Source organism: Mesorhizobium sp. M1217, from assembly GCF_040318275.1.
GTDB lineage: Bacteria > Pseudomonadota > Alphaproteobacteria > Rhizobiales > Rhizobiaceae > Mesorhizobium.
In genome coordinates, this window is record NZ_JAMYMA010000033.1 from 18,717 (window position 1) to 42,453 (window position 23,737).

The following is a 23,737-nucleotide window of genomic DNA, read 5'->3' on the forward strand; positions in this document are numbered from 1 at the left end:
ATTGGCAAGCGCAAAGCCCATTCCCACTGGCCAGACCCGCCCGCGCCCCGGCATGGCAGAAAGCCGGTGGGTTTTTGGCGGAGACATGAATTGATGCCGGACTATGACGTGCTTTGTATCGGAAATGCCATCGTCGACATCATCGCCCAGTGCGACGAGGCGTTCCTGGAGACCAACGGCATCATCAAGGGCGCGATGAATTTGATCGACACGAGGCGCGCCGAACTGCTCTACAGCCGCATGGGCCCGGCCATTGAAGCCTCGGGCGGCAGCGCGGGCAACACGGCGGCGGGCGTCGCCTCCTTCGGCGGTCGCGCCGCTTTCTTCGGCAAGGTCTCCAACGACGCGCTCGGCGAAATCTACGCGCATGACATGCATGCCCAGGGCGTCCCCTTCGACACCAGGCCGCTCGATGGCGAACCGCCGACGGCGCGCTCGATGATCTTCGTCACGCCGGACGGCGAGCGCTCGATGAACACCTATCTCGGCGCCTGCGTCGAGCTCGGCCCGGAGGATGTTGAGGCCGACAAGGCGTCGGGCGCCGCCGTCACCTATTTCGAGGGCTATCTGTGGGACCCGCCGCGCGCCAAGGAAGCGTTCCGGCAGACGGCGAAGTTCGCCCATGCCGCCGGGCGCGAAGTGTCGATGACATTGTCGGACTCGTTCTGCGTCGACCGCTACCGCGACGAATTCCTCGACCTGATGCGCTCGGGCACCGTCGACATCGTCTTTGCCAACAGCCACGAGATCAAGTCGCTCTACCAGACCGCGTCATTCGACGAAGCGCTGGCGCGGATCCGCAAGGACTGCAAGATCGCCGCCGTCACCCGCTCGGAAAAGGGCTCGGTGATCGTGCGCGGCGACGAGACCGTCACCATCGAGGCGACCAGGATCCGCGAGCTGGTCGACACCACCGGCGCCGGCGACCTCTACGCCGCCGGCTTCCTCTACGGCTACACGCAAGGCCGCAGCCTGAAGCAGTGCGGCGATCTCGGCTCGCTGGCGGCCGGGCTGGTCATCCAGCAGATAGGCCCAAGGCCAGGGCAGAATCTGCGCCGAGAGGCGGAGCAGGCGGGATTACTGTAGGTGGCGAGCCAAGAACCAGCTGCCCACTCTCCTTAATCCAGCCCGAGCCTTTTCTTCAGTTCCGCATTCTCCTTGCGGAGACGATCGGCAAGCAGGCTCTTTAGCCGCTTGTTTTCTTCCTCGAGCGCGACGAGATCCTTCAGCCCGTCACTGTCCGCCGCCGGCGCCGCCGCCTTCTTCCAAAGATAATATGTCTGTTCCGAGATGCCGGCTTGCTTCACCGCGCTCTTGAGAGTAGCGCCGCCGCCAATTGAGGTCTCGATTTGCGCCAGCTTCTGGGCACGATCCTTCGCGGAGTAGCTCTTTCGGCCTGTTCGCGCTGACGGCGGTGCTTCAGTGGTCGCGGATATCGGCTTGGCGCCCTCCTTGCGGGCAGGCGCGCTCGCCTCAGCTTCTGGCTTCCTCGACCGCCGCGCTCTCGTCTTCGGTTTTGGCGTTTCCGCTTTGTCTGCCGGTGCGCTAGGAACTACTGCTGACTCGGTTTCCAGGGGGTTGGCCATGAAATGCTCCACTCGCGGTTTTTGCAAAGGTTCAGCATCAAGGGCCACTACAGTAGAGTCAACAAGCTGACGATTTAACGGCTCGACTTCCTTTGTTGTCTCGGCCATCGCCGCGGCGATGTCGAAATTGCCCCAGATGGAACGTGCGGATTTTTGATAATTGCGCTTTTGTTTGACTTCCACGGTGAATGGTCGCGTCTGCCGCCTCATAGTTCCTTCCTGAATAGGAGAATGAAGTCGCCGCTCGAATTTTTGGCGCTTCCTGCTTAGCGCGGAGCATTATCGTATAGCCGCTCAACGGGCAAGTGATGCCGGTCTTCGATGGCTGACCCATCTGGGGAGATTTGAGCGGCTTCGCGCGTCCTGCGCATGCCTGCAAGGCCGCCAAGTTTTCTGGGTTAGCAGGCGCGCCACTGTGGCAGCTTGGCGAGGCCATGGTTGAGCGAGGCGAACCAAATCCAGCCCCGCGGTGGATCCCGAAGCTTCCCACAATGGCGAAGAGAACATCTTCACTCGTTCCTTTTCAGCACAAGACCTTCCGTTCGCTATGGTCGGCTGCACTCGTTTCGAACCTTGGCACCCTGGTGGAAGGTGTGGCGGCAGCTTGGCTGATGACGAGCATCGCCACCTCCCATGGAATGGTGGCGCTCGTCCAGTCATCGACCACCCTCCCCTACATGATCTTCTCCCTCGGCGGCATGGCGGCGGGAAGCTGGCTTTGGGGCGAACTGGCGGATGTCCAAGGTGTTTCGGGAGCCTTGCTCGTCCGCCAGCATGGTTCTTGTGATTGGGGGACTGATGGGCATCCTTCTGCGTCAGCCGGATTTTGAAACGCTCAATCTGGATCCGACCAACAAGTTCAGCGAACCGACGCTGCAACTTGACCTGCGGCCACGAAGCGGTCCGATCATGGTGATGGTCGACTATCGTGTCGATCAGAGAGATCCAGACTCGCCCACAATAATTATCTGAATTTCAGCAGTAATTTTTGATCGCCCATTCGTGCTGTGTACCAGCCCTGTGTCTTGGGCAAGTGGTCACGAACGGCTGTCGGAGCCTCGAAGACGCCCTAAAAACACATGCTGCGATTTTTGAACACGCTTGACGTGTTAGATTAATTCATCCACAATGCGTGTATTGCACACGCGAGGTGAGTTATGAACATGAAAGAACTTAGGGTTCGACTGGGCATGACTCAAAAAGATTTGGCAGAGCAGATGGCAACGACGCAACAGACTGTGGCCCGTTGGGAAACAGGCAAAACGCAGTTGAACGTCGAGCAGATCAAGGACCTTTGTCTCACGTTGAAATGCACAGTCGAGGAGCTGCTGGGCTGGAAGATTGATGTCGAGGAGTGGCGCACGAGCCCGTTTGCAATTGCCGATGCCGAAACGCGATACGGCACGCTCAGAATCAAGACGACTGTTGGCAGCCGCCAATATCCTATCGATGAAAAGGCGCGTGAATCGATTTTACATCAGTTGAAGGAACTTCATAATCTTCGTAGAAATAGCACAAGCAGGCCATGGCTGTATTGTTGGAGTCTTGACAACAAAATACTCTTGATCAATCCGCAATATGTCCGCACCATTGAGCTTATCGGTGACGATGTAGAGGAGATGCCAGAGTATTATCATCCAGAAATCTATCGGGCTTTGGATGACTGGGATAAGGGTGAGGTTTCAGGAAAGCTGAAGAAAGAATGCGATGCCATCATCGCAGAGATGGGTGATCAGGAAGCCGTGCGCATGGCCTCCTATGTTCGCGTCACGTATGACGACGGAGAAGATGAGTGGAACTTCTTGGATGAAGAAACCACTACGACTTTCTTCGGATTGGAAGCTGCGACGTTTGACGTTCCCCAGTGTAGTTTCGCCGAAGTGGAGGAAGAAGGTTACTACCGAGCGCGATACGCCAACCTTGATCGCGTCGCGGTGATGGAGGTTCCAAGCGACCGTTATCACAGATTGACCGCGCCCGAGGAAGCTTAGAATCATCCACGAAGGCCACATGTTACATCTCGACCTTGCGTGCTGCGTTTTCAGTGCGAGATGAAGTGAAGCGTAGGTAGTGGCAGGTAAGAGTGCTCGACCAGAAGCTCAACTGCCTCCTCAATATCGCTGCCGATGTGCCGCAGGACACGTCCACGGGAGCGTGGATAGGCGTGAAGTTCCTGCACTCCACGGTCCGCTCTCCCCATCGTCGGTATGTGCCCGACGCCATCTTGTGGACGAGCTTGGCCGCCTGCACCCGGTTGTATTCCGGCTTGCGGTCCGCCTGGGGGTCGCCGCGATGGCTATCTCCATGTCAATCGGCGCCGAACTTTGACTGCCCGCTGCTTTTGATGATTTGGCGAGGTCCCGCGCATAATCACTCTTGGTCTTCTCCTTGAGGCCCTGTGTCGCGAACTTGTGGTCCAGCAGGGCAAACAGGTCCAAGTCCCCCTCCGCGGTGGCGCTGGCTTGCCCTCACCGCCCTCGGCTTCCAATTGGGGAACCGCTTCTGCGCGCTGCACCGTGGCGATTGTCCGCCCAAGACCCATCACAAGATCGAACGCCAAACCGTGCGCGTGCACGACGATTTGCCGCTCAGGCCTCATTTGGACAGGACTTGAGCTGGCCCGGTGGTTTGAGCCGGGTTACCTTGAGCCGGTGGGCTGCGAACAAGCAGTTCGAGACATTGGCCTCGATCACTTCGCAACAGGCCGCTGCGCCGGGCCTCGGGGTGCTCCCCTCGAAATCGTTCTGTCGTATCACCGAGGGCATCACGGCCAACAGTTTCCACATGGGCAACAGCCTCGCCATTGAGCCGGATGTGGTCGCGAGCAGATCACCAACGAAGCGGTCGGAAGCTCGGAGCCGAAGTTCGACACCGAGGTGGCGTTCGCATGATGCGGGAAGCAGCACCACGGCGCTTGCCGGTAGTTTGCCGCCGGCAGCCGACGAACTCCTATCCTCCTGGACCGCTGTGCGTTATTGCTTTGATTTACCGGCCGCTCAAGGCTTCCATAGTTTCGCTTTCAAGGCGACCTTTGGCAACATGCCAACGGAAATTTAACATAACGACATAAACATTTCTTTATGCGGCGTTGACAAAGAAGCGAACTGCGGTAATTGTCTTCCGTGTCGTGGTTCTCCGTACGGCGCTGCCGCAGCGGAGCTAAGAGGGAAGCCGGTGCGATGCCGGCGCTGCCCCCGCAACTGTTAGCGGCGAGCCAACCCCACTCATGTCACTGAGGCGAATAGCCTTGGGAAGACGGGTAGAGGCTATGACCCCGCGAGCCAGGAGACCTGCCACGGCGAATTACGTCCACGGGCGGGGTGTCTCGATGGCCGCTGCAGCCTGGCGTTCGTGCCGGCCTGCTAGCGCCTTCCTTGTCACCGACGCCCCAACCATCGGGGTATGCATGACTGTCTCTCAGCAAATTCCTGTAGCAACGCTCGGCGTGCCGCGCTTCGGTCGTCGGCGAGAACTGAAATTCGCGCTTGAAAGCTACTGGTCCGGAAAATCGTCCGCTGCCGACCTTCTCACGACCGCGAAGGCGCTCCGTGCCGCTAGCTGGGAGGAGCAGCACGATCGCGGCGTGTCGAAAATCCCGTCGAACGACTTCTCGCTCTACGACCATGTGCTCGACACCGCAGCCATGGTCGGCGCCGTTCCATCCCGTTACGGCTGGAATAGCGGCGAGGTTCCACTTGACATCTACTTCGCAATGGCGCGGGGCAACCAGGGTCAGACGGAGGATTGTCGACACGCTGGTCACCAGCAGGCGGCTCATCGGTCTGATGTAACCGCGATGGAAATGACCAAGTGGTTTGACACCAACTATCACTACATTGTGCCGGAACTCAACGATGATCAGACGTTCGCCCTCTCGTCGACGAAACCGGTCGATTACTTCATCGAGGCTAAAGCTCTCGGCGTTCACACACGCCCAGTCATCCTTGGACCGATCACCTTCCTCAAGCTGGCGAAATCGCCTGCCGAAGGCTTCGATCCCATCGCGCTCCTGCCGCGGCTGCTGCCCGTCTACGAGCAACTCCTGCAGAGGCTGAAGCTGTCTGGAGCCGACTGGGTGCAGATCGATGAGCCAGCGCTTGTCCTCGATCTGAACCCGAACGAACGAGCTGCGTTCGAATTCGCCTATGGCCAGCTGTCGAAAGCCGCGCCCGAGCTGAAGATCATGCTGGCTACCTATTTCGGGCCGCTGCGAGACAATCTCGAAACCGCGGTTTCTCTGCCCCTGGCCGGGCTGCATATTGATCTCGTGCGCGCTCCCGAGCAGCTGGAAACGGTGGGTCGGCTCGCACCGAAGGATCTGGTGCTCTCGCTTGGCTTGATCGATGGCCGCAACATCTGGCGTGCGAACCTGCCCGCCATTCTCGACCGCATCAAACCGATCGTCGCCGGCTGGCCCTTGGACCGCGTCGAGATCGCGCCTTCTTGCTCGATGCTGCATGTGCCGATCGACCTCCGCATGGAGACGGAACTCGACGCGGACATCAGGTCGTGGCTCGCCTTCGCGGCCCAGAAGACCGACGAGTTGGTGTTGCTTGCCCGGGCCCTGTCCCAAGGCAGGGATGCGGTGGCAGGCGCGTTGAAAGCGTCTGCCGAGGCTGCCGCCACTCGCGTGACATCCACGAAGATCCATGACCCGCTGGTTGAGGGGCGGATCGCCAGCATTGACGACAGCATGAAGCGACGAGAGAGCGCTTTTGCCGAGCGCTCCAGAGTCCAGGCCGGCACGCTCGGGCTGCCGCCGTTCCCGACGACGACCATCGGGTCCTTCCCGCAGACGCCGCAGGTACGCAGGGCGCGGGCCGCTCATGCGAAGGACCAGCTGAGCTATGTCGACTACGAGACCTTCCTGAAGAAGGAGATCGAGGCTGCAATTCGCTGGCAGGAAGAGATCGGGCTGGACGTGCTGGTGCACGGTGAGTTCGAACGAAACGACATGGTACAGCATTTCGGCGAGCAGCTGTCCGGCTTCGCCTTCACCCAGCATGCCTGGGTGCAGAGCTATGGGTCGCGTTACGTGCGCCCCCCCATCATCTTCGGCGACGTATCGAGGCCCAATCCGATGACGCTGCGCTGGTGGCAGTTCGCCCAGTCGCTTACGGAAAACCCTGTGAAGGGAATGCTCACAGGCCCAGTGACCATTCTCAACTGGTCATTTGTTCGCGACGACGTACCCCGCTCCGAAGCATGCCGCCAGATCGCGCTCGCCATCCGCGACGAAGTGACGGATCTCGAATGGTCCGGCGCAAGGATGATCCAGATCGATGAGGCCGCGTTTCGCGAAGGATTGCCACTGCGCCAGTCTGATTGGAACGACTATCTCGACTGGGCTGTCGAATGCTTCCGGATCGCTTCAACGGGTGTAAAGGACGCGACTCAAATCCATACCCACATGTGCTATTCGGAGTTCAACGAGATCATCGACGCGATCGCTGAAATGGATGCGGATGTCATTTCGATTGAGACGTCGCGCTCGAAAATGGAACTGCTGGACGCCTTCACGAGCTCCAAATATCCGAATGAAATCGGGCCCGGAGTCTACGACATTCACTCACCACGGGTCCCGGAAGTCGGCGAGATTTCGGATCTCGTCATGCTTGCCCGCGAGCGACTGTCCGATGCCCAACTGTGGGTAAACCCGGACTGTGGCCTCAAAACCCGCAAGTGGGAGGAGGTCCGCCCTGCCCTCATGAACATGGTTGCTGCAGCACGCGCGCTCCGGGAGAAAGTGTAGGCCGGAAGGTTTCCTGGTTGCTCACCATGTGGTGAGTTAGCGGCTGCCGCATGTGGGCCGTGAATGTGCCAAAACGCGATCACATCCTTTGAAATAAGTCACTCGAGCGAGAGAGTGCACTTTCCTTCGGCACGTGTACTAATCGCGCAGGAATAAAGGGAACCGTTTTCTCCCTGTGACGTGTCGAGTTCGAAGGGGATGTGATTGGCGTCGAGACCGCTCCGGCCATGGGTTATCAGCATGCCAAGTGCGCTGTTCTCGATCAGTTCGTAAAGGACTTTTCGGCTCGGTTCATCGAAATGCGCGGGTACATACATGACAGGTTCCTTCACTGGCCGCCGGGTTCGCTGTTCACCGGTTGACATCCGATGGCAAGCGTTCCAACGCGGCGGCGATCTGGCGCTTCGCTGCTGAGGGCAGAGGCAGGATGGGACGCGGGGGGTCGGCACGGCAAATGTCGAGCAATTCGGCAAGTGCATAGACGACGCGAAGGCTCGAGAACTCCTTGAAGAGGCTCCAGAGCGGCGCAAGCGTGGCATCGATCCGTCGCGCTTCGGCCGCATCGCCCTGTTGCGCCGCCGTGACGATCTTCACGCAGACCTCGGGCAGGATGCCGGCGAGGACGCTGTACCATGTGTCGGCGCCGGCGATTATGGCCTCTGCAGCGTTCCAGTCGCCGCTGTAGCCGATCGAGAACCCTTCCGGCACAGTGCGCCTCTGGTCGGCCAGATGGCTCTTGATCGCATCGCCCTTGTCTGTCGGATTCTTGATAGCGACAATCCCACTTACCTTTGCCAGGCGGCTGACGAGTGCTGGGGTGAAATGGAAATGCGTCGTTCCTGGATTGTCGTAGACGACGATCGGCAGGCCGCTCTCGCACGCCACCGTCGAGAAATGTTCGAACACCTCGTCATCAGTGAGCGGGGTGTAAGAGGCGGCGGCAAGCAACCCCGCGGCAGCCCCAAGGGCCTTAGCGTCCTGCGCGAGCCTCACTGCTTCGTCGGTGCGCAGCGCGCCCACACCCACCACGACCGGCATTTGTCCCCCGGTTTCGTCCAAGGTCTCGGCGAGCGTCCGTCGCCGTTCCTCGCGCGACAGATACATGTAGGTGCCGGTGCTGCCGAGAAGACCGATGGAGTCGACCTGAGCGGCGCCAAGCCGAGCAATCAGCCTGCGCAGAGCAACGGTATCGACGCGGCCGTCACGATCGGCGGGCGTGATGGGAAACGCGGAAAGACCGCTCAGGAATGCCATGGCAAGGCTCCAGGTTTGTGCGTGAGCGCAGGACTGGCCGGACGACAGGTCATCACAAGGCGTCCAGAGCCCGCCGCAGGTCGGCGATTAGGTCATCGGCCTCTTCAAGACCCACCGAGAGACGCATGAGGTCCTCGCCGACTCCATCGGCCAGATGGGCATCCTTGCGGATCGGCTGACGAGCACGGGTCAGGCTTGCCGGATGATAGATGAGGCTGTCGGCATCGCCGAGGCTGACAGCCCGGGTGATCAAGTTGAGCCGGTCCATCATCCGGCGCGCGCCCTCGAACCCAGCGTGGAGGCCAAAGGCCAACATGCCCGAGCCTTGGGACATCTGCTTTCGCGCCGTCACCTGATCAGGGTGCGAGTCGAGGAAGGGATAACTCACCCATGCCACCGCCGGGTGCGCCTCGAGCGCCTGAGCCACCGCAAGGGCAGTGGCGCTGTGCCGTTCCATGCGCAGCGTGAGCGTCTTCAGACCGCGCAGGATCAGGAAGGCTGACATGGGCGAGAGCGCTGCGCCGGTGATGTAGCGCAGGCCCGTTTCGTGGAGCGTGCGGAGCGTTTGCGCGTCGCCGAGAATCGCCCCGCCAAGGGCATCGCCGTGCCCATTGATGTATTTGGTCAGCGAGTGGAGCACGAGGTCTGCCCCATGTTCGAGCGGCCGCTGGAGCGCGGGGGAGGCGAAGGTGCTGTCGACTGCAACCTTTACACCGCGCGCGTGGGCGCGCTCGGCAATGGCAGCGATGTCGCAGATGCGGCTCAGCGGATTCACCGGCGTCTCGAAGAAAACAAGCCGGGTCCGCTCGGTGATCGCGGCATCGAGATTGTGAGGATCGGACAGGTCGACCGCGACGACCTTGATGCCGAAGCGGGGGACCGCCTGTTCGACCATGGCAAGCGTGTTCGCATAAAGCGTCTTGTGGACGATGAGTTCATCGCCTTGGGACAGGAGCGACAAGATCAGTGTGCCGAAAGCCGCCATCCCCGAGGCAACGACCAAACCTGCCTCGGCTCCTTCCAGATTGGCGAGCCGTTGCTCGAGGATCTCCGTCGTCGGATTGTATTCGCGCGCATAGAGCCTTCCGCCAAGCGCGGCGGCGGCCTCGTTCGCTGCCACGCTTTCGAATCCATAGGTCGAGGTCAAGAAGACTGGCGGCTGAACGGCATTGGAAAAGCCGGCCGGATCGTAGCCATGATGGATCGCCCGAGTGGCGAATCCGGGACCGGTGTCGTTGAGCGACCGCGTGAGAGCATCGGTTTCGGATTGATAGGAACGGGTCATTCGGCCTCTAAGATCTTTCTTGGGTTTCCGAAAGATTGACGGCAAACTGGCCAATGTGAAATATCCAGTTGGCGATGAATGAAATGGTCCAGTCTTCAAGTGCCGGTTCTGCAGGTCGCTCGCACGCGATGGGTGCACGCCAGATCTACGAGGCTCTTCGCGAGCAAATCCTCGGCGGCGTCTATGAAACCGGTAGTCAGCTGCCGTCCTCCCGCGGCCTGGCAAATGACCTTGGGGTTTCGCGAACGACGGTGACGGTCGCCTATGACCAACTGACCGCAGAAGGTTTCATCGACGTCCGTCAAGGCGCACGACCCCGCGTTGCATCTTCGTTGATCGGTCCTGGGACAAGCCGCACGCCTGCGAAACGGGTCGGCCCGGTTCTTCTGTCCGCCTATGGGGGCCGACTGCGCGTCACGCCGCCCTGGCCGGATTATCTGCCGACTGGGCTGAAGGTCGATTTCCGCTATGGCGACCTGGCGCCGTCAGACTTCCCCGCATTGGTCTGGAAACGTGCGATGAACGAGGCGATGGGGCAGCGCCCGTTGCGTCTTGCCTATGACGATCCGCGCGGCTCGCGCCGGCTGCGCCAGGCGCTCCAGGGCTATCTCTGGCGCGCCCGAACCCTGAGCTGCGACCTCGAGCAAATAATCATCGTCAACGGTCCGCAGCAGGGCCTCGACCTGTGCGCGCGCCTGCTTCTCGATCCCGCCGACCGCTTTGTCATCGAGGACCCGTGCTACAGGATGGCGCGTCAGGTCTTTGCCAGCACGGGTGCCTCGCCCATCCCGGTCACCGTCGACGAGGACGGGATGAAGACGGAGTTGCTGGCGGGGATCGGGGCGCGACTGGCCTATGTCACGCCATCGCATCAGTTTCCGCTGGGCGGCGTCATGCCGATCGCGCGCCGCCACCAGCTTCTGGAATGGGCGAGGCACAACAACGCCTATGTGATCGAGGACGACTACGACAGCGAATATCGCTACGACATCAATCCGGTCCCTCCGCTGCACACTATCGAGGACCACGGGGCTGTCATCTACCTCGGCACGATCTCCAAAACGCTCTCGCCGATGCTGCGTATCGGCTACCTCGTCGTCCCGCCGGAATTGCAGGAGGTCTTCGCAACCGCCAAACAATTCGCGGACCGGCATTCGCCGGTGGCTGAACAGGAGGCTCTGGCCTCTTTGATCGAGAGTGGCGGCTACGAAAGCCATGTGCGGCGCGTGCGCAGGCTGAACGGCGAGCGTCGGGGGACGTTGTTGGGCGCCTTGCGGCGCAGCTTCGGAGATCGCATCGCTGTCCAGGGAGCAGAGGCCGGTCTGCACGTCGTCGTTTGGTTCGACGAACTGCCGCGATCGCGGGAAACGACCCTGGTCGAAGCCGCCCGAGGCGCGGGCCTGGGGCTACACCTGATCTCGCCCCTTTACGAGCGGCAGTCGGACGAAGGCCACATCGATCGCATGGGGCTTGTCATGGGCTATGCCGCCTTGAGCATTCGGCAGATCGAGAAGGGCGTTGAGGTCCTGCGAGCGGTTGTCAGGCAGGTACAAGACGCGTTGCCGGGACACGGTGGCTAAAACGGCGGGGACGTGGCGTGCTGGCGAGGAAACCGACCCTTGGGCTGAACCGCGTTTCGTTGCAAAGCCAACTGGACTGGGAAAACGCCATACCATGCTATTGATCAGGCCAGTTTGGCGGCAGATTTTCGTGCGAGACGAATTTCCGAAAGCGATGCATGACCCGGCAAGGAAAGCTGCTTCACATCCATATCGCGCCCGCTGCCTTCTATGAAATGGAGGATCTGGAGGAGGCGTAGCTTGTTGCCGGACGTGGGCTCGAGCACCCGCAAGACATAATCGACGATCTCTATCAGGCCTTGTCCACCGCCGAATGATGGAATTATCCAGCGCATGGTGCGGCATGCACCATGCCGACGCCAGAAGATCTGGACGCTCGACAAGCACCTTTCTTGAAACATTTCCCGAACCACCCGCAGCGCAAAGCCTCCCCATGAGAAAAGAGCATCCCATGTCTTTCACGCGATTGATTGCCCCGAGATCAAGGCCCGCTACCGGGATTTTCATCTGATCAGCATCGTGGTGCGGAACGCTGGAATCGACGTGCCGGATGCACAGGCGTTGAACGACACGATTGCGGCGGCGGAACAGGCGGCGCTTCGCGATGACGCCCAAAGGGACGCGCGTCTTGCGGCGTGGGCCGTTGCCTACGAGGCTTTCGGCACAAAGGCCAATCGAACGCCGTGCTCGGCCGCCGCGCTTCTCAAGCGGGTGCGGAAAGATGGCTCTCTCCCGCGGATTTCCCCACTGGTTGATGCCTACAATGCCGTCAGCGTGTTGTATGGCGTTCCGATTGGCGGGGAAGATCTCGATCTCTACCAGGGGTCCCGAGACTTTTAATTGCGAAGGGAGCGGAGCCATTCGACACGATCGAGCAAGGTGAAATGGTAACCGAGCATCCCGAACCGGGCGAAGTCATCTGGTGCGATGATTCCGGTGTCACGTGCCGCCGCTGGAACTGGCGGCAGGGGCGGCGCACCATGGGTCACGGTCGATACCCGCGCCATGTGGCTCGTGCTGGAAGCCCTCGGCCCAATGTCAGCTATACAGATGACGGGCACCGGAGAGCATTTGATGGGACTTATCCAAGCGTTGTGCCCGGGTGCGCGAATCGAAACCGCGTGGATCGACGAGTCCACTACATCTCGTGTCCCTTAGGGCATGGCCCACCTTTCGGAGAAACACCCCACTCAGCCCTGTCCGGATCTGGCGCTCCTTGCTCGCTCCGCTGGCCTACACAGTTGATTGCGAACGACCCAGAACGGCTCTCGAAAACGAGCGTCGAACGAAATCAGATCACTGCTTGTTCTCCCTTAGCGTTGTTTGGCGTACTTTTATCGCGATGCCTCCAGTGGGGATGGTCCAAATTGCGCAAGCTCGGTCGAGTGATCGCGGAGAAGCTTAATGTCGACTAAATCGAAATTCATGGAGCGGTACGGACAACGGGTGCGAACCCGGGACGTCGCCCCGGTGTCGTCATGCTCTCCCGTCCGACTGAGCCTCAGTTTTCTTCACGGCGCGAATACTCCTGAGGCCGCCCGGATTCTCGTTAAGAGACAGCTGCCGCTCAGGACGGCCCACGCGATACTCACGGAGATGGTCGATCACGGCAAGGCGTTCGTGACGGTTCCTTGCGTCGACGACCTATTGGCACTGAAGAATGAACTATCGTCCGCAGGCGTGATCGCGAAGGTTCATGCGCCGCGGCCGATAAGTGTTCGCGAAGTCCGGGATCGCACGAAGCTCTCTCAGGAGGCATTCTCCGTGAGGTATGGCCTCGATCTGGCAACGCTTCGAAACTGGGAGCAAGGTCGCTCGAAACCGGATGCAGCGGCGAATACTCTCCTTTGGACCTCGCCCGGAATCCGGAAGCAGTCGAAGAATCGCTGGACATGGAGGACGGAGTGGCTGCCCCTTCGCCCTAGGGGGCCGATCACTTCGGCGCGCGGCAATTCGGCCGCCAGCGCGATGGCCGGCCGCCGCGCGGTATCGACAGCGCGCGAGCCTCATGCGTCAGACGCCTTCCTTGGCATGTCGCACGCCAGATCCCAAACATGTTTCCATCGCAACGAGCTGGTGACGGAAGCAGTGTCTGCACTTTGGAAACGAGCCATTTGCGTTCTCATGGACGTCGCGACTCGTCTCGTCCAGTAAAAGTCGCAATCATTGTCAATTGCGATGTTCCGCAGTCAGCTGGCCGTTTATTTTCCTAAGATCTGCGTTATAGGCCGGGGTGTTGTCGCCGTTTCGGCGGGTAAGATGGGATAGGCGAACTCGGGTGCCTTTCCGGTCAGCGAGTTGAGGAAGGCAACAAGCAGGTCGACTTCTTCGTCCGCCAGTACCACGCCAAGCTGGGTGGTTCCCATGATGGCAACGGCCTGTTTCAGATCCCAAACCTTGCCCGAATGAAAGTATGGCGCGGTGAGTGCAACGTTGCGCAGCGGCGCCACGCGGAAAACATAGGAATCGTCGGCTGCATTGGTGACCGCAAATCGGCCCTTGTCTTTTTCCGGCAGGACCTCGGCGCTGGGCTGTTCCACGAGGCCGAATGGGTAATAGGCTTCCCCACCAACGTTGATGCCGGCATGGCAGGACGAGCAGCCTTTGTCCATGAAAAGCGCCAGGCCCTGTTTCTGTTCGGAAGTCATGGCAAGCTCATCACCATTCAGGAAGCTGTCGAAGGGGGCCGGCGTGACCAGTGTCGCCTCGAAGGCTTCGATTGCCTTGGCGAAGTTGTCGAAGGTGACCCGATCGGCTTCAGCCGGAAAAGCTGCATCGAACCACTCGACATATTGCGGCATGGACTTGAGCGTGGCGATGACTTGGCCCGGTGTATTGGCCATTTCGATGCCGGCTTGGACCGGTCCCTTCCCCTGAGCCTTCAGGTCTGCGGCACGACCATCCCAGAACTGGGCGATGTTGAAGACAGCGTTCAGTACAGTCGGCGCGTTGCGCTGCCCCTTCTGCCAACCATGGCCGATCGAGGTTTCGTGATTGTCGTCGCCGCCGGTGGCCAGGTTGTGGCACGAGTTGCACGACAAGACGCCTGACGCAGAAACGCGTGGATCGAAGAACAGTGCCTTGCCGAGAGCGATCTTTTCCGGGGTGATCGGGTTGTTGGCGACTGCCGGCGTGGTGGATGGCAAAGCCCTGAAGGTGGCCAGTGCCGTTTCTCTGAGGTCTGCGGGGATCGAATCCGCAGCAAAAGCGGTGGCTGCCAGCAAGGGGACAGCCATCGTACTAAATAGGATTTTCATAAATGATCTCGCTGCATCGTGCACGCAGCCACTCTGGGATATGCGGCTCATGAACGCCCTGCGCTAGATCAGCTGCGGGAGAGGACCGGGGTCTGACACCTGTTTTCGCGGCAGAGCTGGGACCCTCTTGGAAGTGATCGCTCTTCTCGATTGGACTTCAGGGAGGAGGAGGAGGATCCCTGCTCGGCAACCTTCGGCGCCGGAGCCGTGCTCCGGTTCTCCGCGCCTTCTACCAAGAAGAAATCGGGTCCGCCGCCGTGTCAGATTTCGGTTGGGGGCCGGTTATCTGTTCCGCTGCAGGTCCTGCTCCATTTCCGGGCCTTCGCCAGATCGACGTTGGCCCAAACGATCCGCGGTCGCGTCTTGTAGCACCCTTTGCGGGACAATCTTATTTTCGACTGTGGAGGGCCGTTTGGGGTGAGCGAAATTAAACGAATTTCAAAGGGCGCCCAAGTAGCTGTTTTGATTAGCTTGTGAGGCCTATAGCCTCCATCAAGCGAATATTGGCAGACGATGGAGCACAATTTTGGCTTCGTTATCATCTTGCTTCAATGGGACAACTGCTTTGCAATAACTACACGGCAATTTACCATCATGAATTTGAGGGAACCAAGTCTCACGCAGTGATTTTCACACCGGAAGCGTTGCAGTCCTGTCGCGAGAAGCTGGTTTACAACAAGATGATTAACGTCGCCATAGCGCGCAAAATATTGTCTGTTCGCTATAGTACGCTCCAGATGCCGGCGAAATCTCGATACAATAACCTCGTCGGCGTTCCCGCTCCGGCTTCAGATACGACTGCGACGCCTATACTTGCGCTTTTCCACTGCCCGACATGCCGGCAGCGAGGCATTGCATCGCGGAGGTTGCATCTTCCAATATGACGACCTGTTTCGCAAAGCGGAAAAGAGTCTTGCGCGCTGCGCTCGCAGGTTTTCGTCCGTTCTATGCATCAAAGCACGCCGTGAGGGCGGCTTCGTAGATCCGGTCTCTGCGATCTTCTGGCAATTCGTTGAGAAAATCAGCGGCCACTGCTCTGCCACCGATTTCACAGCCAAAGAGAGGATGGCGAACAGAAACAGCCCGCTTCGTTTCGAGATTGCTGGTCGTCTGGCGCAAAGCTTACGGCCGAGACGCGCCTGAAAATGCGCAAGCACCGCGGCAGGTCGCCAACAACGGAACGCATCAACGGTCATGACGGCGCGATACCGCGCTATAGATCTCGCTGCTGGACGAGCATCGCAATAACCCTGTCGAGACCTTGGTTGCTTTCAGCGGCGACCGCCACTATGAAGCGACGCTTCGCCGACTGTGTTTCACGCCGCCTGGAGAGTTTCATGACAGAAGAAGCCGAAAAAAACATCGACACCCTCATCGAGCTCACGGCCGATGTCGTCTCAGCCTATGTCTCCAACAATCCGATCCCGGTGGGGGATCTCCCTGCCCTCATCGGCCAAGTGCACGCGGCTCTGAAAGGGACGGCGGAAGGTGTCTCTGCAAAAGAGCCGGTTGCCCTTACGCCTGCAGTCCCGATCAGGAAGTCGGTGACACCGGACTACATCATCTCCCTTGAAGACGGGAAGAAATTCAAATCGCTAAAGCGCCATCTGTCGACCCACTATGGGCTGACGCCGGATGGATATCGGGCCAAATGGGGCCTACCGGCGGATTATCCCATGGTCGCGCCGAACTACGCCGCGGCGCGCTCGTCATTGGCCAAGACAATGGGGCTCGGCCGCAAACCGAAAGCGCCGGAAGCGCCGGAGCCGGCGCCGACGAAGCGAACCCGCAAGAAGGTCGCGGCTTGATTTCGGCAATGGAGATTCGTTCTGGAGCGTTGCAGCCATCGGCTTAATCTGCGCGTCATATAAAAAGGCGGGGCCAACCCCGCCTTCCTTTCAAACAACTTTGTTTCATGAGGAATTCGCGACGCCTGCAGCAATCTGCTGCCCTCAGTTTTTGCTCGCTCCTATCGGCCGTGAGGACCTCCGGACCTACGCGCCCACTCTTGCCAGGACGTTTCAACCAGCTTTGCTGAGGCTGCCAGCGGAGGATTTGCCGGTGCGGCGATCCTGCTCGATCTCATAGTTGATCTTCTGGCCGTCAGCGAGGGTCGAGAGGCCCGCACGTTCGACAGCCGAAATGTGGACGAAAACATCCGGACCGCCATTCTCGGGCTGGATAAATCCAAACCCCTTGGTGCTGTTGAACCACTTTACCGTTCCAGTAGGCATATACGTGTTCCTCCTTAACAATTGCAACGTGGGCAGGCCATTAGGCCTGCCCGACTCATAGCCGAGACTTGGGCGCAGCAAAAAGCGAAAAATTGTTAAGCCCCGATCAGCTGGCGCACTCCATTTTGGCCGTAGTCGCCAGCAAGCAGTGTCCTTCACTACCGCTCGAGCATGGCCGGAAGCGCCCGATCCTTCCAACGCTCCTCAGCGCCACGTCTATGGCTGGTGCTTGGAGGCACGGGACGTAAGGCCGACCGCTGCTCGTGCCGCCAGGTCAAAGGCCGGGTGGTTCACGGAGCTACCTTCGTGCATAACGGCTTGGCAAGCGCTTGAAGGAGTTTCGAATTGGATTGTTTCAAGAGGGTCGAGGAGTTAATCGATGCCACCAGCGTGGAAGCGATCGATAACGCGCGCGTTTTGCTGGACCAGTTCAAGGGCAAGTCAGAAACAATCGCCCAAGCGATCGATGACTTCCTACTTGATTTCATGACCTTGCTGTTTGTGGTAGAAGCTACCCGCCAGCGGTTCCACAATCCGGCGAGGCGGTTGGCGCGTATCAGATTGAGCAGGATCAGGCTGTTACTCACCCGATGCTCTTGACCTAAGCTAAGAGGCCGTTTTGAAAATCGGCTTGCTGGGGTTTCGTCTGAGGCTGGGTTATGATTCAAGCTGTGGATGTGGACAAAGCAGAGCCGCGGCCGGATGGCCCAGATCGCCAAGAAGACCAAGCGCTATCCGTCTGATTTGACGGATGAGGAGTGGGAGCAGTTCGCGCCGCTGATGCCCAAGCCTGGGCGGCGTGGCCGTCCGCGCGAGGTTGATTTTCGCGAGGTGATCAATGCGGTGCGCTACCTGGTCCGTTCGGGTTGCGGCTGGCGGATGCTGCCGATCCACTTTGGACCCTGGCAGACGGTCTATGGCTGGTTTCGAGAGCTGGCGCGGCGATTTTTGTTCCAGACCATCCACGACGTGGCGCTGATGCTGGATCGTGAGCGGGCCGGGCGCGAGGCGAGCCCGTCGGCGGCGGTGATCGATAGCCAGTCGGTCAAGCCTCCGCAAGCAAGAACAAGGGGTTACGACGCCGGCAAGAAGATCGTCGGACGCAAGCGCCATATCGCAGTCGATACGGATGGGCGGCTGTTGATGGTCAACTTGACGCCGGCCGATATCTCCGACAGCGCCGGCGCTCAGGCGATCTTGGATGGTATCCGCCAGCGCTGGCCCTGGGTGAAGCATCTGTTCGCCGACGGCGCCTATGATCGGCTAATGCTCATGGACAAGGCCGCCTATCTGGACTTCGTGGTCGAGGTCATCCGCCGATCCGATGACCAGAAGGGCTTCGAAGTCTTGCCCCGACGCTGGGTCGTCGAGCGGACCTTCGGCTGGATGACGAGATGGCGCCGCCTCGTGCGCGACTACGAGCAGCGCATCGACGTCTCTCACGCAATGATCCTCGTCGCAATGGGCGCAAACCTCATCCGCCGAAACGCTCATCCTTGAATTTCAAAACGGACTCTTAGGGACCACGCCGCCAGCGATGCGTTTGCAGCTGCAAAGAAGGCAAAATCTGTTCGCCGGCAAACCGAGCACAGCCAGGCGGTATTTACGCAGATGAATTCGAGCGCGACCGCCAAATTCTCCTGTTTGGTACCCAGCGACGACGGCAAGCGCAGACACCTTCCGTGCTGCTGTCCTCCAGCGACAAACGTGCCTGCATGCCCCCATCCACGGCGAGCTCGACGGTTGTTTCTTACGTTTGACCAAGGTCCCGCGCAAACACTCCCCTTTCCCGCAGCAACTCATCAGGCTCAACGGCCTCGCGGCGGGCGCATTACGCCAGAAGCGCGCAACCGCATCGTTTTTTCCGGCCCGAGTCCTACGATCTTCGTTTTCCAGCGCCTCGCGGATATCGCCCAACTCGCCGATCTTTGATCAGATCCGTCTTCGCGCGCGAGCAGGCTCCGCGCTCGAGTTGGCTGGGCTGCTCACGCCTCTGCCCTTCAGCATCGACCCGGTCTGGCTGTCGAGGACAGGGTTCCGCTGGGGCGACCAACATCTCCATTCTCACCGTCAGTGCAGCGGCCATTCGAAGCGCATCCTATACCCCTCCCCCGGCAGCGCGCCCAATCGTCTTCCGAACGAAGAAGATATTCTCAGCCGCGCGCGCGTCGCGTTCGGCCCTGTCCGATGTCCGACAATGTCGGATGCGCAACATGGCAGAGCCCGATTTGTCCACATGCCTCGAACGGTTTTCTGATCTGGCACGGTGCATGCTTGGTCTTCGCAAGGCCGTCGCGGACCAAGGAGAATCCGTCCAATGATCACTTCACCAAGAAATACTGCCGCAGGTCTCCTGGGTCCATCCAAAGATGAGGCTCGAGTAAGGCCTGGCACCATGAAGAGCTTATTCATCTGGCTCGGCGCTGCCCGCCGATCCTCCCACGCAGGGAGACGGGGACGCAGCGCCTTCATCAAAATGAGGAACAAATCACGTTGCCTCGAACCTTGCCTTTCGACCAGCCACCACAACCGGAGCCATCGATCGTCCGCCTGGCTGCGCAACGCGTTCATTGCCACCGCGCTGGCCCTGGTGACGACCGCTCCGGCTCTGGCCGCCACCGACGGCGGCAAGGTGACCGATTTCCTGCTCGACAACGGCATGGAAGTGGTCGTCATCCCCGATCACCGCGCGCCGATCGTCACTCATATGGTCTGGTACAAGATCGGCAGCGCCGACGAGCCACCCGGCAAATCCGGCCTTGCCCATTTCCTCAAGCATCTGATGTTCAAGGCGACGATCAACCACCCCGCCGGCGAGTTCGACCGAGCCGTCTCAGCCATTGGCGGCTACAATAACGCCTTCACCGCCTATGACTACACCACCTTCCTCGAGACGGTGGCGCCCTCGGCGTTGGGTGAGATGATGGGCTTCGAGGCCGATCGCATGTTCAACCTCATCCTCAACGACGATGATATCAAGACCGAGCGCGACGTGATCCTGGAGGAGCGCCGTTGGCACAGAGAGACGAACCCGCAGGCTCTGCTGGACGAGGAGGTCAACGCGACGTTGCGGCAGAACCAGCCCTACCGCATTCCGGTCATCGGCTGGATGCAGGAGATGGAGAAGCTGAACGGCACAGACACATTCACCATCTACAACAAATACTACCGACCGAACAACGCCGTGCTGGTGGTGGCCGGCGACGTAGAGCCTGAGACGGTGAAGGCGCTGGCCGAGAAGACCTATGGCAAGGTTGTGCGCGGGCCGGACCTGCCCCCGCGCAACCGTTCGGTCGAGCCGGAGCAGAACACCAGGCGCACAGTGACGCTGACCGATGCGCGCGTTTCGGTGCCGAGCTTTTCCACTAAATGGGTGGTGCCGTCCTATCATACGGCAGAGCCCGGCGAGGCCGAGGCGCTCGACCTGCTGGCCGAGATCCTCGGCGGCGGTAACCGCAGCCGGCTATATCAGGAACTTGTCGTCAAGCAAGGCATAGCCTCGGCGGCAGGCGCCTCCTTCCAGGGCACCATGCTAGACGACACCAATTTCACCATCTCCGGCTCGCCGCGCGGCGATGCAAAGCTCGTCGATCTCGAAGCGGCGGCCGTTGCCGAAGTCGCCCGGATCGCGAAGGATGGCGTCACCAGCGACGAGCTGGACAAGGCCAAAGACCGCTATATCCGCTCGGTGATTTTTGCGCACGACGATCTGGACCACATCGCCAACATTTATGGCAAGACGCTCACCACCGGTGGCAATGTGAAGGACGTGCTCGAGAGGCCGGACCGCGTCCGCAAGGTCACCCCCGACGAGGTCAAGGCGGTCGCCGCGCGTTATCTGGTGCTCGACCATTCGACGACAGGCTATCTTTTGCCGCAGCAACAGGCGGGGAATTGATCATGAGCTCCATCCCCATGCAAATGCGCCGGCCGGTCTTCCCTTGGCGCGCCTTCGCCACCCTGTTCCTCTCCATCCTCTTTCTCATCTTGCGGGCGCTCGCCGGGTAAACGGGATCTGTTTAAAGTCGCGAGGAGCGGTTTTCGCGGACCTTGCCAGGCATTTGCCGGTTCAGGCGTCATCATTGGGGTGCGCTCCTCCCCAGGCCAGCCTCTCTTCGAGTGGATAGAGTCGCCGATTCGTGGTCCGCAGATGTAGGCGCAGGCCACCGGGATCCACTCCGCGCGGCTGGCGAAGCCGATGTCCGTTGTTTAATCGTTCGACTAGTAGCACCGCGAGGCATCTTCTAGCGTATTCAGGTATTCTCCCTTTCCAGTCGGGTACCGTGGTCTACCAGCTGTCTGGCCGAGGCCCTATAAGGAACCCGGACGTCGCGGAGTACACACCGCACCTGCTACATATACCTGCTGCGTTGAGGAGGAATCCGGTATTGCCCCTGTGCCTGCCGATGATCCGTCACCTGAGATCCCCCGACCTGTTTGGACCCATTGATCGCCTGCCGGCACTTGGCACGCGGATTAGCGAGCGGACATTCGAGGTCCTCAACCCGTCGACTGGCGAAGTGCTGGCAGAACTACCCGACATGGGTGTCGAGGAGACATGCGCTGCGATCGACAAGGCCTATGTCGCGGAGCCTAGATGGGCAGGGCTGACCGCACGTGAGCGCAGCGACGTTCTATGGCGATGGCATCAGTTGATCATCGACCACGCCGACGATCTCGCCGAGATTCTCACCGCGGAGATGGGCAAGCCGCTTGCAGAAGCCAAGTCGGAGATATCGCATGCTGCGGCGTATCTGCAATGGTACGCCGAGGAGGCCAATCGCGTCTATGGCGAGACGATCTCCGCACCATCGATGGACCGCCGAATGCTGGTGATCAAGCAGCCCATCGGAGTTGTTGGCACGATAACGCCATGGAATTTCCCGGCCTCGATGGTGGCGCGCAAAATCTCGCCAGCCTTGGCGGCGGGCTGCACGATCGTCCTCAAGCCCGCTGAACAGACGCCGCTCGTGGCGGGAGCAATGTTCGCCCTCGCCCATCAGGCTGGCTTTCCCGAAGGCGTCGTCAACCTGATCTATGCGTCCGAAGGTGACGCGGTCGGCCGCGAACTTTGCACCAATCCCAAGGTCCGCAAGATCAGCTTCACCGGGTCGACTGAGATCGGGCGCCTTCTCATGCGCCAGTGCTCGGACCAGATCAAAAAAGTCAGCCTTGAGCTCGGCGGCAATGCACCTTTCATCGTCTTCGATGATGCCGATATCGATGCCGCGGTTGACGGTGCGATCCAGGCGAAGTTCCGCAATGCCGGCCAGACCTGCGTTTCGGCGAACCGCCTTTACGTCCAGTCGGGCGTTCACGACGAGTTCGTCGAGAAATTCGTGCAACGGGCTCGCCAACTTCAAGTTGGTGACGGTTTCGCTCCCGGAGTGGACATCGGACCGCTCATCGACAAGCACGCTTTGGCCAAGATCGAGTCCCATATTGCCGATGCCGTCACCAAAGGCGGCGCAATTCGATGCGGGGGCAAACGCATCGGCACGAATGGCACGTTTTTCCAACCGACAGTCCTGACCGGTGTCTCCAGCGAGATGACCGTCGCGCAAGAAGAGACATTCGGGCCGCTGGCACCAATTATTCGCTTCAAAGATGCGGATCAGGTCGTGCGTGAGGCCAACGACACGATCTACGGCCTCGCGGCCTACTTTTATGCCTCCAACCTGAAGCGTGTCTGGCGTGTGGCCGAGGCCTTGGAATATGGAATGGTCGGGGTAAATACCGGCCGGATGTCTTCAGAAGCGGCGCCGTTCGGTGGGATAAAACAGTCCGGCATCGGGCGGGAGGGATCCCGCCATGGCCTCGAGGACTACCTCGAAATGAAATATCTCTGCATGGGCGGCATCTGAATTTTCGGCTTGCAGGGTTCACAGACCGGGGAACCTAGCGAGCGATCTCCAAATATGTGAATTGTAGGATCGCTCCTCGATTGGGAACTGAGGGGCGGCTCCGTAGCCGAGCAAACACGCAATCCTGAAGGAGCACCCTGGCTGGACTTATCTCTCGACGAGACAAGCGTCTGCATTGTCGGCGAAGACGGCGTGCATGTGACGGAGGATACGCTTGCGAGGGATTTGGCGGCCCTCGCCGACTATCTTCAGGCGACGGGCTGTCTTTGCGCGGGTCTGGTTGGAAGCTTGTGCACCATCGCGATCGTGAACGCTGGTTGTGCGCAATATCCGGTTTCTGGGGCAGAATTTTGCACCTGCTACCTTCCGATTGTCAGTAGCTCAGTTTGTTCTTCGGCCGACTGCCGCGCCAGTACAGGCTCGGACAGAATCGAAGATACCATCAGGCAGGCATTCGCATTCGACATTTCCGGTGATCGGCGCACGATCCAGGGCGCGCCAGATTGACCAAGCGCCTCGAACCGCATGACAGTCTTGACCGGCTGGAGGACGGAAATCCCGCGATGCCGAAGAGGTTGGTCAGCGCAGTCGAGCCCACACGGCATTTGCGGCACGAAACAGCAAGGGCTGGGAAGCAATCGGCCGAGCGGTCCTCGAAAGGCGCGGGCCAGGGTGTCGACGATGCGTTGGTTCAGGTCCGCCAATCTGGTCTCTACCCGTCTGATAGCGGCTTCGGGTCGCCAGTGACAGCGAGTAAAGATATTTGGCATCATCGGCTTTGATTGCCGCGCAGATCTGGTCGAGATTGGGATAGCTCACTGGTGCACCTTTGGGCTCATAGTGCTTCCTCCTCATCGAGATGAGGATTGCCGGATTTGGCGTAGAACACCAACACGGGTCCGAGATCAAAGCGCATCCCGGGCGC

Annotated in this window: 18 protein-coding genes, 2 pseudogenes and 1 riboswitch; of the genes and pseudogenes, 13 read left to right on the forward strand and 7 right to left on the reverse strand. The window is 59.9% G+C overall.

Annotation, left to right across the window (positions count from 1 at the left end; all coding sequences use genetic code 11):
• The first annotated feature begins 93 nt into the window (after window positions 1–93).
• Entirely contained in the window at window positions 94–1,086 is a 993-nt protein-coding gene (locus NKH37_RS32595) for an adenosine kinase (protein WP_353042386.1), read from the forward strand.
• A 32-nt stretch (window positions 1,087–1,118) separates the two neighbouring features.
• Here NKH37_RS32595 and NKH37_RS32600 read toward each other — a convergent pair whose 3' ends face one another.
• Complete coding sequence (locus NKH37_RS32600; RefSeq protein WP_245274818.1) at window positions 1,119–1,796, reverse strand: transposase; 678 nt, start codon at window positions 1,794–1,796, stop codon at window positions 1,119–1,121.
• Window positions 1,797–2,077: 281 nt separating this feature from the next.
• On the opposite strand from NKH37_RS32600, the pseudogene NKH37_RS32605 reads away from it, so the two are divergent.
• The 4 genes and pseudogenes from NKH37_RS32605 to metE all read left to right on the forward strand — a co-directional run.
• Window positions 2,078–2,531 (forward strand): annotated as a pseudogene (locus NKH37_RS32605) (MFS transporter); the annotation flags it as partial.
• A gap of 212 nt (window positions 2,532–2,743) precedes the next feature.
• Window positions 2,744–3,577, forward strand: a complete 834-nt coding sequence (locus NKH37_RS32610; protein ID WP_353006914.1) for a helix-turn-helix transcriptional regulator — start codon at window positions 2,744–2,746, stop codon at window positions 3,575–3,577.
• Between the two features lie 619 nt (window positions 3,578–4,196).
• On the forward strand, window positions 4,197–4,643 hold the full coding sequence (locus tag NKH37_RS32615; protein WP_353042388.1) for a hypothetical protein: 447 nt from the start codon (window positions 4,197–4,199) through the stop codon (window positions 4,641–4,643).
• 54 nt (window positions 4,644–4,697) lie between these two features.
• Window positions 4,698–4,898, forward strand: a riboswitch (cobalamin riboswitch).
• Between the two features lie 94 nt (window positions 4,899–4,992).
• Window positions 4,993–7,338, forward strand: coding sequence for a 5-methyltetrahydropteroyltriglutamate--homocysteine S-methyltransferase (gene metE, locus NKH37_RS32620; RefSeq protein WP_353042390.1), 2,346 nt, complete (start codon window positions 4,993–4,995; stop codon window positions 7,336–7,338).
• A gap of 98 nt (window positions 7,339–7,436) precedes the next feature.
• On the opposite strand, the gene NKH37_RS32625 is transcribed toward metE, so the two are convergent.
• From NKH37_RS32625 to NKH37_RS32635, 3 genes are read right to left on the reverse strand one after another with little or no spacing between them, the layout of a single operon-like run.
• A complete protein-coding gene (locus tag NKH37_RS32625) occupies window positions 7,437–7,655 on the reverse strand; it encodes an FMN-binding negative transcriptional regulator (RefSeq protein ID WP_353042392.1) in 219 nt (72 codons plus the stop codon).
• 34 nt (window positions 7,656–7,689) lie between these two features.
• On the reverse strand, window positions 7,690–8,592 hold the full coding sequence (locus tag NKH37_RS32630) for a dihydrodipicolinate synthase family protein (RefSeq protein WP_353042394.1): 903 nt from the start codon (window positions 8,590–8,592) through the stop codon (window positions 7,690–7,692).
• A gap of 52 nt (window positions 8,593–8,644) precedes the next feature.
• A complete protein-coding gene (locus tag NKH37_RS32635; protein ID WP_353042396.1) occupies window positions 8,645–9,877 on the reverse strand; it encodes a trans-sulfuration enzyme family protein in 1,233 nt (410 codons plus the stop codon).
• Window positions 9,878–9,960: 83 nt separating this feature from the next.
• Between NKH37_RS32635 and pdxR the strand changes: the two genes are divergently transcribed.
• The 3 genes and pseudogenes from pdxR to NKH37_RS32650 all read left to right on the forward strand — a co-directional run bounded on the left by pdxR (window position 9,961) and on the right by NKH37_RS32650 (window position 12,297).
• On the forward strand, window positions 9,961–11,457 hold the full coding sequence (gene pdxR, locus NKH37_RS32640; RefSeq protein WP_502906011.1) for a MocR-like pyridoxine biosynthesis transcription factor PdxR: 1,497 nt from the start codon (window positions 9,961–9,963) through the stop codon (window positions 11,455–11,457).
• A 158-nt stretch (window positions 11,458–11,615) separates the two neighbouring features.
• A pseudogene (locus NKH37_RS32645) lies at window positions 11,616–11,693 on the forward strand (MOSC domain-containing protein); the annotation flags it as partial.
• Between the two features lie 325 nt (window positions 11,694–12,018).
• The gene (locus tag NKH37_RS32650; RefSeq protein WP_352842160.1) at window positions 12,019–12,297 is read left to right on the forward strand and encodes a phenylalanine--tRNA ligase beta subunit-related protein; all 279 of its coding nucleotides are present in this window, start codon (window positions 12,019–12,021) and stop codon (window positions 12,295–12,297) included.
• A 1,361-nt stretch (window positions 12,298–13,658) separates the two neighbouring features.
• Here the strand turns inward: NKH37_RS32650 and NKH37_RS32655 are convergent.
• The gene (locus NKH37_RS32655) at window positions 13,659–14,714 is read right to left on the reverse strand and encodes a cytochrome-c peroxidase (protein ID WP_352484878.1); all 1,056 of its coding nucleotides are present in this window, start codon (window positions 14,712–14,714) and stop codon (window positions 13,659–13,661) included.
• A 1,337-nt stretch (window positions 14,715–16,051) separates the two neighbouring features.
• Here NKH37_RS32655 and NKH37_RS32660 point away from each other — a divergent pair.
• Complete coding sequence (locus NKH37_RS32660; RefSeq protein ID WP_023679671.1) at window positions 16,052–16,522, forward strand: Ros/MucR family transcriptional regulator; 471 nt, start codon at window positions 16,052–16,054, stop codon at window positions 16,520–16,522.
• 213 nt (window positions 16,523–16,735) lie between these two features.
• Here the strand turns inward: NKH37_RS32660 and NKH37_RS32665 are convergent, their stop codons facing one another.
• Window positions 16,736–16,948 (reverse strand): cold-shock protein, encoded by a 213-nt coding sequence (locus NKH37_RS32665; RefSeq protein WP_353042398.1) that lies wholly within the window; start codon window positions 16,946–16,948, stop codon window positions 16,736–16,738.
• A 345-nt stretch (window positions 16,949–17,293) separates the two neighbouring features.
• Between NKH37_RS32665 and NKH37_RS32670 the strand changes: the two genes are divergently transcribed.
• The 4 genes from NKH37_RS32670 (at window position 17,294) to NKH37_RS32685 (ending at window position 22,812) form a co-directional block, all read left to right on the forward strand.
• The gene (locus NKH37_RS32670; RefSeq protein WP_353042400.1) at window positions 17,294–17,548 is read left to right on the forward strand and encodes a hypothetical protein; all 255 of its coding nucleotides are present in this window, start codon (window positions 17,294–17,296) and stop codon (window positions 17,546–17,548) included.
• Window positions 17,549–17,623: 75 nt separating this feature from the next.
• On the forward strand, window positions 17,624–18,448 hold the full coding sequence (locus NKH37_RS32675) for an IS5 family transposase (RefSeq protein WP_353042402.1): 825 nt from the start codon (window positions 17,624–17,626) through the stop codon (window positions 18,446–18,448).
• Window positions 18,449–19,424: 976 nt separating this feature from the next.
• Window positions 19,425–20,846, forward strand: coding sequence for a M16 family metallopeptidase (locus NKH37_RS32680; protein WP_353042404.1), 1,422 nt, complete (start codon window positions 19,425–19,427; stop codon window positions 20,844–20,846).
• 508 nt (window positions 20,847–21,354) lie between these two features.
• Window positions 21,355–22,812, forward strand: a complete 1,458-nt coding sequence (locus NKH37_RS32685) for an NAD-dependent succinate-semialdehyde dehydrogenase (protein ID WP_352915666.1) — start codon at window positions 21,355–21,357, stop codon at window positions 22,810–22,812.
• A gap of 359 nt (window positions 22,813–23,171) precedes the next feature.
• Here the strand turns inward: NKH37_RS32685 and NKH37_RS32690 are convergent, their stop codons facing one another.
• Complete coding sequence (locus NKH37_RS32690) at window positions 23,172–23,516, reverse strand: hypothetical protein (protein ID WP_353042406.1); 345 nt, start codon at window positions 23,514–23,516, stop codon at window positions 23,172–23,174.
• Between the last annotated feature and the right edge of the window lie 221 nt (window positions 23,517–23,737).